This window comes from Mesorhizobium sp. WSM4817 (assembly GCF_055811135.1).
Genome location: NZ_JBVVQQ010000007.1, coordinates 207,237 through 221,180 on the forward strand (window position 1 = coordinate 207,237; position 13,944 = coordinate 221,180).

A 13,944-nucleotide genomic window follows, 5' to 3' on the forward strand; every position below is an offset into this window, starting at 1 on the left:
TCCGGGCAGCTTGCATTGCTTAGGACGGGATGTCGCGGGTCAGCGCCGTGGGCGAGCCCTTGCGGTCGCCGGGCAGGTCCATCGTCGTACAGGTGCCGCCGTCGACGAACTTCCAGGCGTTGCCCTGGTAATCGACCGTCGAGGTGCCTTGGCAGGTGGTGCCAGGTCCTGCCGCGCAGTCGTTCTGCCCCTTCAGGGCGACGCCAAAGCACTTCTCCTTGCCGGCATCCATCGCTGCCTTGGCCTCTGCCTCGGACAGCGGCGCGGCCGTCGCAAAAGAAGCAAGAGCCGTGGCAACGGCGCCGGCCAGGAAGGCCGCGCTCACGGTTGATCTTGTTGACATGATTTCACCTCCGATTGGGTTGTTGCGCGCGCCATTCCTCAAGCGCGCATTGGTCAGTTCGGTCCGGAGGTTCCCTGCGTTACATCTTTTTGGAACACGACTTCGTGATCGCCAGGGGACTTGGCATGAGCAATATTTCGCCTGTCACGCCAAAGAGGCCGACCACAGGGCAACGAGCCGCCGGAAGGCACCGCCGTGTGAACAGCCCGTGTGGGGCGCCACGGAACCACCGCAATCCTGCGAGACCTTCCGACCAGTTTGGCGCATTATGGGGAGCAGGATCATGCTGGGCAGGATCGCCGAGTTCTTCATCTTCGGTGTCGTGCCGCTGGTCGTTGGTATACTGGTGGTGCCTGAGTTGTCCGTCGCCGCCGAGAAGACCCTGAAGGGCGAGGTGATGTATCGCGAGCGCATCGCTCTGCCGCCCAACGCCGTGCTTTCCGTGCAGCTTGCCGATGTCTCGCTGGCCGACGCGACGGCCGCTGTCATCGGCGAGCGCAAGGTGGCGCCGGCCGGCCAGGTGCCGATCAAGTTCGAGATCAGCTTTGATCCCCAGGTGATCCGGCCCCATATGACCTATGCGCTGCAGGCGCGCATCACCGTCGACGACAGGCTGTTGTTCATCTCCGATATGCGCCACCAGGTCGATCCACTGAGCGACGCGCCGCAGACCATCATGCTGAAGATGGTGACGTCGAGCGAGCAGCCGGCGTCGGCCCCGGTGGTCGGGCAGATCTGGCTGATCGAGTATATCGACGGCATCGGTGTGATCGCCGAGCCGCAGGCGACGTTCAGGATCGACGAGGCCGGCAAGGCCGGCGGCAGCGGGCCTTGCAACGTCTACTTCGCCACCGCCAAAGTCGATGGTTCGACGATTGCGATCAGTGACATCGGTTCCACCTTCAAGGCCTGCGCGCCCGAGACTATGGCCGAGGAAAAGGCGCTGTTCGAGGCGCTGGCCAAGGCGGCATCGTATCACGTCGACGCCGGCAAGCTCATCATCGTCGACAAAGACGACCGCGTCATCCTGCGCTTCAACGCCGCGAGCTGATAACCGGTTTCGGTTTTTGAGCATCATGCGCAGTTGGCGGGTGTCGGCGCCCGGCGTCCGGTGCCGGATCGCCGCAACGAAAAAGGCCGGCATTGCGCCGGCCTTTTCCATATGACGTGGTGACTTATCGGCTCAGCCGACGATCTCGGTGTCCGAGAACCAGTATTTGATCTCCTGCGCGGCGGTCTCCGGCGCGTCGGAGCCGTGCACGGAATTCTCGCCGATCGACAGCGCGTGCAGCTTGCGGATGGTGCCTTCGGCGGCGTTGGCCGGGTTGGTGGCGCCCATCACGTCGCGGTTTTTGGCAATGGCGTTCTCGCCTTCCAGCACCTGCACGACCGTTGGACCCGACGACATCGAGTCGACCAGTTCGCCGAAGAACGGACGATCCTTGTGGACGGCGTAAAAACCTTCCGCCTCGCGGCGGCTCATCCACACCCGGCGCGAGGCGACGACGCGCAGGCCGGCTTCTTCGAGTATCTGGGTAATGGCGCCGGTGAGATTGCGCCGGGTTGCGTCCGGCTTGATCATGGAAAAGGTGCGTTCGAGCGCCATGGGGTCGTCCTTGTGATGGAGGGTGGAATTCACGGTGGCGGGCTCTATACAAGCCGCCCGCCGGCTTGCCAAGGGGCTGGCGCTAATGCATCTCGCGCCAAAGTGCGCAGTGGTTTTGCGATAACGACATGCATAAAAACAAGAACTTAAGCGCGTCGCCGACGCGCTTTAACCGCCGCAAGCGTGTCGCCGTTAGCCAAAACCAATGTTGTCATAACTGCATCTCGATCGTCAGATTGGCCGTGTCGCCAGCCCGAAGGCCTTCGCGGACCCGCACCGCCGTCTTGATCGGCAACAGCAGGCTGCCGGATTTCTTGTCGGGAAACAGCGATGTTCGCCATCTGGTCTGGCCGATGACGGCTTCCACGCCAAGCGAGCCCCAGGGCCGTGCCATCCCCGCCATTGCCGTCTTGATCCGTGCCCCAAGCTCCGGCGGCAGCGTCACGAAATGCCAGCCGCCCTTGCCTGGATAGACCCAGATCTCGGCCTGCACGTCGTAGCAAAACATTTTGTGCCCTTCCTCAGATCAAGGCCGTCACGGCTGGCTTTGCATGGTGTCTTGTCGGCAACGCCGACGATCGGCGAAATCATCCTGATATCCATTCTTCCCTGCAAATGAGGATGGCAGCGTTGCCGTTGCACTACCGCCTTATCACCATCGAAGCGCGCCGGACTTCCCAGCCTTCCCGCTCCAGTTCCGGCACGCTGTGGTTCTCGCAGGGGTAGCCGACGCAGAAGTAACCGATCAGCGTCCACTCCGGCGGCGCGTCCAGGATCGTCGCCATTTCGGCCGGGTCGAGGATCGAGACCCAGCCCATGCCTATTCCTTCGGCGCGCGCCGCAAGCCAAAAAGTATGGATCGCCATCACCGCCGAATATTCGATGGTCGCGGGCATGGTCAGGCGGCCGAGCCCATGTCCCTGTTCCGTCCCGCGGTCGGCGAAGACCGCGAATTGACAAGGCGCCTCGTTCAGGCCGGCAAGCTTCAGGCGCGCATAGAGCGCGGCGCGTTCGCCGCCGAACGATGCGAGCGCCTCCGCATTGCAGCGCTCGAAGCAGGCCCTGACGGCGCCGCGGCACGCCGCACTCTCGACCACGACGAAACGCCAGGGCTGGCTCAGCCCGACCGAGGGCGCAAGGCTGGCGAGGTCAACCAGCCGCTCCAGCACGCCTTCGGGGAGCGGTGTCGGCCTGAATCGCCTGACATCCCGCCGCCACAGGAAGAGGTTGACCAGATCGGCGCGAAAATCGTCCGGGAATTCCGGGTCTGACGTCATGGTGTCGTGCTGCCTTTGCCAAGGGAGTAGGGCAGTAAGGAAGTAGGGCAGTAGGGCAGTAGGGCAGTAGGGGAGTAGGAATGCGCGCCGCCGCTACTTCCTTAGTCCCTACTGCCCTACTGCCCTATGCCGCGGCGGCAGCCGCCGCCACCTTGCGGCCGAGCCCATTATGCAGGTCGAGGCAGCGCTCGAACCACTGCGCCACCACATCGCTGTCGTCGAGCAACCGGTAGGGTGAGGCGATGCGCGCCCATTGCAGCGCGCCGAAGACGATGTAGTCGGCAAACAGCGGTGATTGGCCGCCGATGAACGGCTGATAGGCAAGCATCGAGCGCAATGGTTCCAGCGAGGTACGGAAGGCACCAAGGCCGGCGTCCCGCGCCGCCACCACCTCTTCCAGTCTCTGGCCGAAGCGCTGCTCGCGGTTTTGGCGAAAATAGGCGGCGTTGGCCTCGTCCTGCATGGCGTGCAGGTCCATGATTGCCGCAGTGGTGACATAGGGGTGGATGGTCAGTTGCGACCAGCGTTCGACGAAGCGCGCCATCGCCTTGCCGCCGTCGCCGCAAAACAATGTCGGTCGCTCTGGATAGGCCTCGTCGAGATAGAGCGCGATGGCGAAAGAATCGGCGACCACCTTCTCGCCGTCGCGGATCACCGGAACGAGTTTTGAAACGCCGCCTTCAACGGTGGGCACTTCGAGAAAGCGTGTCGGCACGGTTGAGATATCGAGGCCCTTGTGGGCAAGCGCCATCGTCGCCTTCCAGCAATGCGGGCTGAACGGACGGGCGCCATCGCGTCCGACGAGATCATAAAGCAGAATGGTCATTGGCGGCAGCTTCCCTGCGGTCTACTAGAGCGACGTTCGGGCCTTGCGGTAAGCACCCGAAACGGGGTCTCGCGGGCCGGAGAAAACGATGAAACAGCACTTCATGATGTTTGCGGCCTACAATCAATGGGCCAATAGCCGCATCTACGATGCCGCCGCCGATCTCGACGAGGAAGATTTTCACCGCAACGTCGGGGTCTTCTTCGGCTCGATGATGGGGACGCTCAACCATGTCCTGACTGCCGATCGCATCTGGATGAGGCGCTTTACCGGCGAGGGCGACGCGCCGGCCAGGCTCGACACGGTCCTGCACCGCGCCCTGCCGGGCTTGCGGCTGGCGCGCGAGGCCGAAGACAAAAGGATCGTCGACTGGGTTGGGGCGTTAAGCGACAAGGCTTTGTCCGGCCGCTTCTCCTACATGACCGTCTCCGACATGCGCACCGTCTCGCAGCGATTGGCGCCGGCGCTTGATCATTTCTTCAATCACCAGACCCATCACCGCGGCCAGGCGCACGCGATCCTGACCATTCTCGGCCGGCCTTCGGTGCCGCTCGACCTGACGCTGTTCCAGCGCAGCGAAGAGGGCCGCGCCTACGCATGATTTGGGATCATCCGGATCGAATTGACAGGAAAGCCCGTCGAAGACGAACAGCAACTTCGACGGGCTATAGTCGCAAAACAGGCCTGGCCAGTCAGGCGGCGTATCCGCCCTGGCCGCGGGAGATCGGCTTGACCGAGACTGCCGGCTGCGCCGAGGGCCAGAGAATGCCTGCCGAAACTGCGAAGGTGGTCAGGGCGTCGCGCGCGGCCTCGGGCGAGATCTCGCCAGCGCGTGCCGCCTCGCAGGCCTTCACCGCCGCGCCATAGCTCAGGCGTCGCCGCGATGGCGGGAACTCGGTCAGGAACTCATGCATGTCGAACAGCGAAGCGATCATGCGCTTATGGCCGGCGCCGACGGTTACGGCGACCGGGGTGAAAAATGTCTTATCGTGCATTCTGGCCTCTCGAATTGGGCGGAGGTGACGGGCGGACGCCGCTCTCCGACCGGGGGTAGGACGCCCAGAAACGCGGATTGCGGCATCAGGTTCCATGTTGCCGAAATTTGATTTTCGCCACCAGGCTCCGTGGCATGAGCGTCGTGCCGAAGAGCGGCCTATTTCCACATGTCGCGCATGCGGGCGCCAAGGTCGACGCGCACTTGCGGCTGGCGGCGCGGATCATCCGTGGCCTGGACGCTCGCCCACGATGTCTGTTCGAAGGCGCCGAGGATCGAGGCCGGGATGAAGCGGGTGCGCGAGGCGTAAACATGGCGATCGCCGCGCGCCGCCTGGCCGTGGACGAAAAAGCGCTGCGGCATGACCAGGTGCAGGCCGTCCTTGGCCCGCGTCATCGCCACGTAGAGCAGGCGGCGCTCCTCGTCGATATCCTCCTTCGAGCCGACGGCGAGATCGATCGGGATGCAGCCGTCGACGGTGTTGAGCACGAAGACGTTCTTCCATTCCTGGCCCTTGGCCGAATGGATGGTCGACAGGATCAGATAGTCCTCGTCGCGATGCGGCGGCCCGGCCTCGTCGCTGGTTGCATCCGGCGGATCGAGGGTCAGCTCGGTGAGGAAACGCTCGCGCGAGGCATAGCCCGAGGCGATCTGCTCGAGCTGCAGAATATCGGCCCGGCGTGTCGTTGCGTCCTCGTGGATGCGGTCGAGATGCGGCTCATACCAGAGCCTGACCTGTTCGAGGTCAACAGGCCATTTTCCCGACCCGGCGCGAAGCTGCGAGAACAGCGCGACGAAACCCGGCCAGTCGTCGGCGGCGCGTTGCGGCGGCCGGTAGCGCGCCAGCCCCATCGCTTCGTCGAGCGACGTCGCCATGGTGTCGACGATCTGCGAAGCCGCCGAAGGGCCGATGCCGGGCAAAAGCTGCAGCACGCGAAAACCGGCGACGCGGTCGCGCGGGTTCTCCGCGAAGCGCAGCACCGCCAGCACGTCCTTGACATGGGCGGCGTCGAGGAACTTCAGCCCGCCGAACTTGACGAACGGGATGTTGCGGCGCGTCAGCTCGATCTCCAGCGGCCCGCTGTGGTGCGAAGCGCGAAACAGCACGGCCTGCGCCTTCAGCGCCGTGCCGGCCTCGCGCTCGGTCAGGATCGCCTGGCAGACGTAACTCGCCTGCTCGGCCTCGTCGCGGACGCTGACCAGCATCGGTTTTTCGGTCGATTTGCGCTCCGACCAGAGGTTCTTGGTAAAGCGCTCCGAGGCCTCGCCGATCACCGCATTGGCGGCGGCCAGGATGGTCTCGGTCGAGCGGTAGTTGCGCTCCAGCATGACGATCTCGGCCGGCCGGGCGAACTGTTTTGGAAAGTCGAGGATGTTGCGCACTTCGGCGGCGCGAAACGAATAGATCGACTGCGCATCGTCGCCGACCACCGTCAGCCCGGATCCGTCCGGCTTGAGCGCCGCGAGGATCGAGGCCTGCAGCCGGTTGGTGTCCTGGTATTCGTCGACCAGCACATGGTCGAAACGCCCACCCAGATGCGCCGATATCTCCGGCTCGCCGGCCATCTGCGCCCAGTAGAGCAGCAGGTCGTCGTAATCGAGCACGTTCTGCGCCTGCTTGGCCTCGACATATCGGGCGAACAGCGCCTTAAGCTGTTCTGCCCATCCCGCGCACCAGGGAAACACCGAACCCAAAACTTCGCCGAGCGGCGCCTGCGCGTTGACGGCACGCGAATAGATCGCCAGGCACGTGCCCTTGGTCGGAAAACGGCCTTCCGTCTTCGAGAAGCCTAGTTCGTGCCGGGCGAGGTTCATCAGGTCGGCCGAATCCTCGCGGTCGTGGATGGTGAAGGCCGGATCGAGGCCGATCTCCAGCGCGTAGTCGCGCAGCAGCCTGGCGCCGATGCCGTGAAACGTGCCGGCCCAGGTAAGCGCATCGGTGATGATGGAAGCGTCGCGGCCGAGCACCTCGCCGGCGATGCGCTCGACCCGCTTGGCCAATTCCGATGCGGCGCGACGCGAAAACGTCATCAAAAGGATGCGCCTGGGGTCGGCGCCCCTGACGATCAGATGCGCGACGCGATGCGCCAGCGTGCTGGTCTTGCCGGAGCCGGCCCCGGCGATCACCAGCAGTGGCCCGGCGACCTTGCCGTCACCATGCTCGACGGCAACGCACTGCTCGGCATTCAGCTTTGCGAGATAGGCAGGCAGGAAGGTCGAATCATGGGCAGCGAGGTTCATTGCCCATCAAGCATCGTTTCTGCTTTGTTCGCAACGCTTTCGTACGTGCGTCCGATGCTTCCGATCCTACTGGCGCCCCACCGACGAACCGAAACTAGCGCTGCGGCTCGACGCCCATCGCCGCTGACTGCCGCGGCAGCGACTTGTCGTCATCGGGAGGCGGCAGCAACAGCGGATCGAAGTCGTCGGGCACTTCGTCGACGATTTCCCTGACGATGCGGTAGGCCACATAGACGGCGGCCCCGGCTATGATCAGACGGATCATGATTTTCTCCATTGGTGTGGACCAACCGAGGAGTCCGCGTTTTGTTCCCCTCTCTCGTTTTGTTCCCCGGTTCCAAAACGTCCCAAGCTCTTGCCCGAGCGTGCAACCAAATCGGCACCGTCTCGTTTGCCCGGTGACAGGAGGTTGCGATGAACAAGCTCTCAACTTTGCTGGCCCCGACCTGGCTCGTCTTGGCCGCAGCGCTGGCTGTCGCGGCCTGCGACAACAACATTCCACCGACAAAGGCTCCCGGCGCCGATCAAAACCCGCAGGTCGACCCTGCGCCCAACTCAACGCCAGGCGATGATCAACCCGCCGCGCCGCCGGCGCAGTGAAAGCTGTAGGAAAGATGGCCGGCGCCGCTTGGGAGGGGAGCGATGACGCCGGCCAGGCGGGTATCAGGTCCGCCGCACACCTAGACATAGCTGAGTCTTGCCTTTGCGTCATGACGCGATAGCCGAAGACGACCGCCTTGCACCGGCAATTAACTGACAAATGCGCAGTTTTCGGCTGAGAAGCCGGTGCTCGCCAGGCGCCACTCTATCGCAGCCGGTTCCCGGCCCAGCCCGGAGCTGGTCCTTTGATCCGGCGAGGCCGGCGATCGGATCAATCGTCTTCTTTCTCCGCCCGCGGCACCGGGCAACCTGCCGCTGGCGGCCATTTTCATGCCTTATGCGGCCAACCGGTGCTCGAGGTCTTGCGAAGCGCTGACGTCCCGTGCAAAAGCGCGGCCATGCTGATCATCAACGACCTTTCGCTCCGCATGGCCGGACGCCTGCTTCTTGACCATGCCTCGCTGACCTTGCCGGCCGGCAGCAAGGCAGGGCTTGTCGGCCGCAACGGCACCGGCAAGACCACTTTGTTCAAGGCGATCACCGGCGACCTCGCCTCCGAGACCGGCTCGATCGGCCTGCCGAAGAACACGCGCATCGGCCAGGTGGCGCAGGAGGCTCCCGGCACCGAGGAGCCGCTGATCGAGATCGTGCTCAAGGCCGACCTCGAACGCTCCGCATTGCTCGATGAGGAAACGACGGCGACCGATCCGCACCGTATCGCCGACATCCACATGCGGCTGGCCGATATCGACGCCCATTCGGCCGAGTCTCGTGCCGCCACCATCCTCGCCGGCCTCGGCTTCGACGACGCCGCCCAGCGGCGGCCGGCCTCGTCGTTCTCCGGCGGCTGGCGCATGCGCGTCGCACTCGCGGCGGTGCTGTTTGCCGAGCCCGATCTGCTGCTGCTCGACGAACCGACCAACTATCTCGACCTCGAAGGCACGCTGTGGCTGGAAAACTACGTGTCGAAATATCCGCACACAGTGCTGCTGATCTCGCACGACCGCGACCTGCTCAACCGCGCCGTCAACTCGATCGTCCATCTCGACCAGAAGAAGCTGACCTTCTGGCGCGGCGGCTACGACCAGTTCGAGCGCCAATTCACCGAGCAGCGCGAATTGCAGGAGAAGGGCAGGGTCAAGCAGGAAGCCGCACGCAAGCACATGGAGTCCTTCGTCGAGCGCTTCCGCGCCAAGGCTTCCAAGGCGAGACAGGCGCAGTCGCGCATCAAGGCGCTGGAGAAGATGAAGCCGATCGCCGCGATTGTGAACGACAACGTGCGGCCGTTCTCCTTTCCCGAGCCGGTGAAGACGGTGGCCTCGCCGATCATTGCGCTCAACAACGTCAATGTCGGCTATGTCGAGGGTGAGCCGATCCTGAAGAAGATGACGCTGCGCATCGATGCCGACGACCGTATCGCACTGCTCGGCGCCAACGGCAACGGCAAGTCGACCTTCGCCAAATTGCTGTCCGGCCGCCTGAAGCAGGAGACCGGCACCATGACGGTGGCGCCCGGCCTGAAGGTGGCGATCTTTGCCCAGCATCAGCTCGACGATCTCCGACCGAGTGAAAACGCCTATGAGCATGTCCGCCGGCTGATGCCGGAAGCACCGGAATCGAAGGTGCGCGGCCGTGTCGCCCAGTTCGGACTGACCACCGAAAAGATGAACACCGCCGCCAAGGACCTGTCGGGCGGCGAGAAGGCGCGGCTGTTGATGGGCCTGTCGGCGTTCGAGGGGCCAAACCTGTTCATCCTCGACGAACCGACCAACCATCTCGATATCGACAGCCGTGAATCGTTGATCCATGCGCTGAACGAGTTTCCCGGCGCCGTCATCCTGATCTCGCACGACCGCCATCTGCTCGAGTCAACGGCCGACCGGCTGTGGCTGGTCAAGGACGGGACGGTCAATCCTTTTGACGGGGACCTCGATGATTACAAGACGCTGGTCACCGGCGTGGCCGGCGACCGCCGCGGCAATCGCGAGGCCGAAAAGGCCTCGAAGGCCGACCGCCGCCGTGACGCGGCAGCGCGCCGCGCCGCCTTCGAGCCGCTGGCCAAGGAGATCCGCGCCACCGAAGCGCTGATGGACCGCATTCGCAAGCGCATCGACTTGATCGAGGACGAACTCGCCAATCCGGCGGTCTACGAAAAGGACCCGTCGACGGCGACACGGCTGGCCAAGGAGCGCTCGCAACTGGCCCAGACACTGGCCGGCCATGAGGAAAAATGGCTGTCGATGTCGGCAGAGTATGAGGAAGGCACGGCGGAGTAGCGCGTGATCTCCCCCTTGAGGGGGGAGATGCCCGGCAGGGCAGAGGGGGTCGTCTCGCGTAGATCGCCAGCGTCTTACTTCGTCGCGAAAGATGTCGGCGCTCCACGCGCCGCGACCCCCTCTGTCGCTTCGGCGACATCTCCCCCTCAAGGGGGGAGATAGGCGCTTGCGCGATCTGGCCCTACACGCCGTGTCCGGAACCCGCTAATCTCGCCCCATGAATCAGCACGCCAAGCTCAGGATCGGCCATTCGGCCTGTCCGCATGATTGCCCGTCGACCTGCGCGCTCGAGGTCGAGCTGCTCGACAGCAAGCGCATCGGCCGCGTCCATGGCGCCAAGGCAAACAGCTACACGGCTGGCGTCATCTGCGCCAAGGTCGCCCGTTATGCCGACCGCGTCCATCATCCCGACCGCTTGCTGAAGCCGCTGATCCGGGCGGGCGCCAAGGGTGAGGGCCTTTGGAAGGACGCGAGCTGGGAGGCCGCACTCGACCTGGTCGCCGAAAAATTCATCGCGGCCGAGGCAAGATATGGCTCGGAGACGGTCTGGCCCTATTACTATGCCGGCACGATGGGGCTGGTGCAGCGCGACGGCATCGAGCGGTTGCGCCATGCGAAAAAATACTCCGGCTTTTTCGGTTCGATCTGCACCAATCTGGCCTGGACCGGCTGGATGATGGGGGCCGGCGCGCTGCGCGGTCCCGACCCGCGCGAGATGGCCAAGTCCGACTGCGTAGTGGTCTGGGGCACCAATGCCGTGGTCACCCAGGTCAACGTCATGACCCACGCGATCAAGGCGCGCAAGGAGCGCGGCGCCAAGATCGTCGTCATCGACGTCTACGAGAACGCGACGATGAAGCAGGCCGATCTCGGCCTGGTGCTGAAGCCCGGCACCGACGGTGCGCTGGCCTGCGCGGTGATGCATGTGCTGTTCCGTGACGGCATGGCCGACCGCGCCTATTTGGCAAAATACACCGACGATCCGCACGGTCTGGAAGCGCATCTTCAGACGAGGACGCCGCAATGGGCGGCTGATATCACCGGGCTTTCCGTCGATGAGATCGAGGCCTTCGCCCGTCTCGTCGGCACGACCAAGAAAACCTATTTCCGCCTCGGCTACGGTTTTTCGCGGCAGCGCAACGGCTCGGTCAACATGCATGCCGCCGCCTCGATCGCCGCGGTCACCGGCTGCTGGCAATATGAGGGCGGCGGCGCCTTCCATTCCAATTCGGGCATCTTCAAGCTGAACCAGGAACTGCTGGAAGGCACGCGGATGCGCGACCCGGCGATCCGCCATCTCGACCATTCGCGCATCGGCCCGGTGCTGACCGGCGCTGAGGATGCGCTCTATGGCGGCCCGCCGGTGACGGCGCTGCTGATCCAGAACACCAATCCGGTCAATGTCGCGCCGGAGCAGCGGCTGGTGAAGCAGGGTTTTTTGCGCGACGACCTGTTTTCCTGCGTGCACGAACAGTTCATGACCGACACCGCAAAACTCGGAGATGTCGTGCTGCCGGCGACGATGTTTCTAGAGCATGACGATATCTACAAGGGCGGCGGCAATCAGCACATCACGCTCGGGCCGAAGTTGATCGACCCGCCGGAAGGGCCGCGCAGCAACCATTTCGTCATCGAGGAACTCGGCAAAAGGCTCGGTGTTGGCGACAGGCCTGGCTTCGGCATGACCGAGCAGCAGCATATCGACATCATTTTGGGCAAGCGCGGGCTGGGCAGTTTTTCGAGCCTCAAGGAACAAAAGTGGCTCGATTTGCAGCCGGCTTTCGAACCGGCGCATTTTATCGACGGCTTCGGCCACGCGGACGGAAAATTCCGCTTTCGCGCCGACTGGACCGGGCAGGCGGCGCCCAACCGGCCGCCGAAATGCATGGGCCTGTTCGGGCCGGTGGCAAGCCTGCCGGAATTTCCCGACCACGTCGATCTGATCGAGGTGGCGGATGCTGCGCATCCGTTCCGGCTGGCCACCTCGCCGGCGCGCAATTTCCTCAACTCGACTTTTTCCGAGACGCCGGTGTCGATGGCCAAGGAGGGCCGGCCGGAACTGCTTTTGCATCCGGACGATGCGGCAGCCTATGGGCTGGCCAATGGCGACCGCGTCGAGATCGGCAATGCGCGCGGCGAAGTTGTGCTGCACGCAAGATTGTTCGACGGCGTCAAGCGCGGTGTCGTGGTGGCCGAAGGCATCTGGCCCAACAGCGCCCACGAGCGCGGCGAGGGCATCAACGTCCTGACCGGCGCCGACGCGCCGGCGCCCTATGGCGGTGCGGCGTTCCACGACAACAAGGTGTGGCTGCGCCCGGCAAAGTGAAGCGTCGGAACGATATGCCCAACCAGCCGTTTTTGCGTGGCGGTGGAGACATGGTGATGGCAGAAGCGTTGGCAGCGCCGGCCCCCGTTGGAAGGACGCTTTCGCCCGGCGAACTCGTGACCACGATGGCGCATTTTCATCGCGCCGAGATTCTGCGCATGACGGGGTGGCGCGACCGCCTCGACCGGACGAGCAATTGGGCGATAACGGTCGTCGCGGCAATGTTGTCCATCTCGCTTTCGACGGCCAGCGCGCATCACGGCGTACTGCTTTTTGCCATGCTGCTTGTCCTGTTGCTGCTGTGGATAGAAGCGCGGCGATATCGCTTCTTCGACGTTTACCGGGCCCGAGTGCGCCAGTTCGAACGGCACTATTTCGCGCAGATATTCTCGCCGCAGCCGGACTTCGCGTCAGATTGGCTGTTGGTCGTCGGCGAAAGTCTGCGCACTCCAAAATTCCTCATTTCGCAACGAGCGGCGTTGGCGCGCCGTCTGCGTCGAAACTACATCCACATGCTGCTGATCCTGCTGTTGGCCTGGATCCTGAAACTGTCGACCCCCAGTCTTCTAACCGAAGGTGTCCGCATCGACTTCGTCAGTTCGGTGCGCGAGGCGGTTGCCGGCGCTGCTCTGGGGCCCATTCCCGGCCTGGTCATCGTCGTGCTGGTCGCCGCCTTCTATGCCGGCCTGCTGGTCACGGCGTTCCTGACCGCCAGCGACGACGGCGAGCTCTCCTTTGGCGACGTGCACGTCTAGGGCGGCAGCGCAAAACCGGTAGATCTGCGATTTCAGCTGTGCAGGGAATCGAACCGATCGGTTCGTTTTTGTTGACGCATTGTGCAAGACCAAGTGAACGTCGGCTCAGCGAATGGCCGGGCCACGCGGCAGAAATATTCGCCTAACGCATTGAGAAGCAAGTCAAAGATTGTGGCGAAGGAAGCCTTTTGGCGGATTTCAAGCACCCGGTTCAGGGCGTAGCCGTATCATCTTTGTGATTGGAAATTGCTGCAGGGCCAGCCCACCTCGGGGTGGTCCGAGCGACGCGAAATCCTCCCAAGGCACGCCACCAGACGGACAACAACACTGAAAGTATGAAAGTACTGGAGTACCTGAAATGACCAAGATTGCTCTCACCGCTGCCGCCAGCCTCATTGCCGCAGGCAGCGCCTTTGCCGGCAGCGACCACTATGGTTCGGACGGCGCCAATCAGCCGGCCGCGCCTGTTGGCAATGCGGCTGTTGGAAATATCGACAACACGTTCACGGACTCGATCCGCAAGCCGTTTACGGCGGAGCACAATACCGTCAATACCAACGCGACGACCCAGCCCGGCACGACTGAACCGGTCGTGCCTCAGTCCGGCCGGGGCAACTGGGGCCGCTAAATCCTCAAGCTGCGGAACGCAAAGAGCGGCGGGCTTGGCCCGCCGTTCTTGCTTTTGCATATCAAGTCACAG

15 protein-coding genes are annotated in these 13,944 nt (G+C 63.7%); 7 read left to right on the plus strand and 8 right to left on the minus strand.

Annotated features, from left to right (window positions below):
* Positions 1 to 19: 19 nt before the first annotated feature.
* Positions 20 to 343, minus strand: coding sequence for a BufA1 family periplasmic bufferin-type metallophore (locus tag AC0L2K_RS13045; RefSeq protein ID WP_027152634.1), 324 nt, complete (start codon positions 341 to 343; stop codon positions 20 to 22).
* Between the two features lie 283 nt (positions 344 to 626).
* Between AC0L2K_RS13045 and AC0L2K_RS13050 the strand changes: the two genes are divergently transcribed.
* A complete protein-coding gene (locus AC0L2K_RS13050) occupies positions 627 to 1,394 on the plus strand; it encodes a YbaY family lipoprotein (RefSeq protein WP_419696623.1) in 768 nt (255 codons plus the stop codon).
* A 132-nt stretch (positions 1,395 to 1,526) separates the two neighbouring features.
* Here the strand turns inward: AC0L2K_RS13050 and ndk are convergent, their stop codons facing one another.
* The 4 genes from ndk to AC0L2K_RS13070 form a co-directional block, all read right to left on the minus strand.
* Positions 1,527 to 1,949, minus strand: coding sequence for a nucleoside-diphosphate kinase (ndk, locus tag AC0L2K_RS13055; RefSeq protein WP_027152632.1), 423 nt, complete (start codon positions 1,947 to 1,949; stop codon positions 1,527 to 1,529).
* A gap of 211 nt (positions 1,950 to 2,160) precedes the next feature.
* The gene (locus tag AC0L2K_RS13060; RefSeq protein ID WP_419696624.1) at positions 2,161 to 2,457 is read right to left on the minus strand and encodes a DUF1905 domain-containing protein; all 297 of its coding nucleotides are present in this window, start codon (positions 2,455 to 2,457) and stop codon (positions 2,161 to 2,163) included.
* Between the two features lie 133 nt (positions 2,458 to 2,590).
* The gene (bluB, locus tag AC0L2K_RS13065) at positions 2,591 to 3,226 is read right to left on the minus strand and encodes a 5,6-dimethylbenzimidazole synthase (protein ID WP_419696625.1); all 636 of its coding nucleotides are present in this window, start codon (positions 3,224 to 3,226) and stop codon (positions 2,591 to 2,593) included.
* 124 nt (positions 3,227 to 3,350) lie between these two features.
* The gene (locus AC0L2K_RS13070; RefSeq protein WP_419696626.1) at positions 3,351 to 4,052 is read right to left on the minus strand and encodes a glutathione S-transferase family protein; all 702 of its coding nucleotides are present in this window, start codon (positions 4,050 to 4,052) and stop codon (positions 3,351 to 3,353) included.
* Between the two features lie 88 nt (positions 4,053 to 4,140).
* Between AC0L2K_RS13070 and AC0L2K_RS13075 the strand changes: the two genes are divergently transcribed.
* The gene (locus AC0L2K_RS13075) at positions 4,141 to 4,653 is read left to right on the plus strand and encodes a DinB family protein (protein WP_023800659.1); all 513 of its coding nucleotides are present in this window, start codon (positions 4,141 to 4,143) and stop codon (positions 4,651 to 4,653) included.
* 91 nt (positions 4,654 to 4,744) lie between these two features.
* On the opposite strand, the gene AC0L2K_RS13080 is transcribed toward AC0L2K_RS13075, so the two are convergent.
* The 3 genes from AC0L2K_RS13080 to AC0L2K_RS13090 all read right to left on the minus strand — a co-directional run bounded on the left by AC0L2K_RS13080 (position 4,745) and on the right by AC0L2K_RS13090 (position 7,552).
* Positions 4,745 to 5,047, minus strand: coding sequence for a DUF982 domain-containing protein (locus tag AC0L2K_RS13080; RefSeq protein ID WP_023800658.1), 303 nt, complete (start codon positions 5,045 to 5,047; stop codon positions 4,745 to 4,747).
* Positions 5,048 to 5,205: 158 nt separating this feature from the next.
* A complete protein-coding gene (locus AC0L2K_RS13085; protein WP_473531515.1) occupies positions 5,206 to 7,287 on the minus strand; it encodes an ATP-dependent helicase in 2,082 nt (693 codons plus the stop codon).
* Positions 7,288 to 7,381: 94 nt separating this feature from the next.
* A complete protein-coding gene (locus AC0L2K_RS13090; RefSeq protein WP_419696630.1) occupies positions 7,382 to 7,552 on the minus strand; it encodes a hypothetical protein in 171 nt (56 codons plus the stop codon).
* Between the two features lie 149 nt (positions 7,553 to 7,701).
* On the opposite strand from AC0L2K_RS13090, the gene AC0L2K_RS13095 reads away from it, so the two are divergent.
* The 5 genes from AC0L2K_RS13095 to AC0L2K_RS13115 all read left to right on the plus strand — a co-directional run bounded on the left by AC0L2K_RS13095 (position 7,702) and on the right by AC0L2K_RS13115 (position 13,872).
* A complete protein-coding gene (locus AC0L2K_RS13095) occupies positions 7,702 to 7,887 on the plus strand; it encodes a hypothetical protein (protein WP_128169223.1) in 186 nt (61 codons plus the stop codon).
* Positions 7,888 to 8,285: 398 nt separating this feature from the next.
* The gene (locus AC0L2K_RS13100; protein ID WP_473531516.1) at positions 8,286 to 10,163 is read left to right on the plus strand and encodes an ABC-F family ATP-binding cassette domain-containing protein; all 1,878 of its coding nucleotides are present in this window, start codon (positions 8,286 to 8,288) and stop codon (positions 10,161 to 10,163) included.
* 217 nt (positions 10,164 to 10,380) lie between these two features.
* On the plus strand, positions 10,381 to 12,489 hold the full coding sequence (locus AC0L2K_RS13105) for a molybdopterin-containing oxidoreductase family protein (RefSeq protein ID WP_473531517.1): 2,109 nt from the start codon (positions 10,381 to 10,383) through the stop codon (positions 12,487 to 12,489).
* Between the two features lie 56 nt (positions 12,490 to 12,545).
* Complete coding sequence (locus AC0L2K_RS13110; RefSeq protein WP_023800651.1) at positions 12,546 to 13,244, plus strand: DUF2270 domain-containing protein; 699 nt, start codon at positions 12,546 to 12,548, stop codon at positions 13,242 to 13,244.
* A gap of 358 nt (positions 13,245 to 13,602) precedes the next feature.
* A complete protein-coding gene (locus tag AC0L2K_RS13115; RefSeq protein ID WP_473531518.1) occupies positions 13,603 to 13,872 on the plus strand; it encodes a DUF680 domain-containing protein in 270 nt (89 codons plus the stop codon).
* Positions 13,873 to 13,944: the final 72 nt, after the last annotated feature.

Coding starts and splice junctions, on each gene's coding strand:
- AC0L2K_RS13045 (WP_027152634.1), bottom strand. CDS start 343: ATGTCAACAAGATCAACCGTGAGCGCGGCCTTCCTGGCCGGCGCCGTT.
- AC0L2K_RS13050 (WP_419696623.1), top strand. CDS start 627: ATGCTGGGCAGGATCGCCGAGTTCTTCATCTTCGGTGTCGTGCCGCTG.
- ndk (WP_027152632.1), bottom strand. CDS start 1,949: ATGGCGCTCGAACGCACCTTTTCCATGATCAAGCCGGACGCAACCCGG.
- AC0L2K_RS13060 (WP_419696624.1), bottom strand. CDS start 2,457: ATGTTTTGCTACGACGTGCAGGCCGAGATCTGGGTCTATCCAGGCAAG.
- bluB (WP_419696625.1), bottom strand. CDS start 3,226: ATGACGTCAGACCCGGAATTCCCGGACGATTTTCGCGCCGATCTGGTC.
- AC0L2K_RS13070 (WP_419696626.1), bottom strand. CDS start 4,052: ATGACCATTCTGCTTTATGATCTCGTCGGACGCGATGGCGCCCGTCCG.
- AC0L2K_RS13075 (WP_023800659.1), top strand. CDS start 4,141: ATGAAACAGCACTTCATGATGTTTGCGGCCTACAATCAATGGGCCAAT.
- AC0L2K_RS13080 (WP_023800658.1), bottom strand. CDS start 5,047: ATGCACGATAAGACATTTTTCACCCCGGTCGCCGTAACCGTCGGCGCC.
- AC0L2K_RS13085 (WP_473531515.1), bottom strand. CDS start 7,287: ATGAACCTCGCTGCCCATGATTCGACCTTCCTGCCTGCCTATCTCGCA.
- AC0L2K_RS13090 (WP_419696630.1), bottom strand. CDS start 7,552: ATGATCCGTCTGATCATAGCCGGGGCCGCCGTCTATGTGGCCTACCGC.
- AC0L2K_RS13095 (WP_128169223.1), top strand. CDS start 7,702: ATGAACAAGCTCTCAACTTTGCTGGCCCCGACCTGGCTCGTCTTGGCC.
- AC0L2K_RS13100 (WP_473531516.1), top strand. CDS start 8,286: ATGCTGATCATCAACGACCTTTCGCTCCGCATGGCCGGACGCCTGCTT.
- AC0L2K_RS13105 (WP_473531517.1), top strand. CDS start 10,381: ATGAATCAGCACGCCAAGCTCAGGATCGGCCATTCGGCCTGTCCGCAT.
- AC0L2K_RS13110 (WP_023800651.1), top strand. CDS start 12,546: ATGGCAGAAGCGTTGGCAGCGCCGGCCCCCGTTGGAAGGACGCTTTCG.
- AC0L2K_RS13115 (WP_473531518.1), top strand. CDS start 13,603: ATGACCAAGATTGCTCTCACCGCTGCCGCCAGCCTCATTGCCGCAGGC.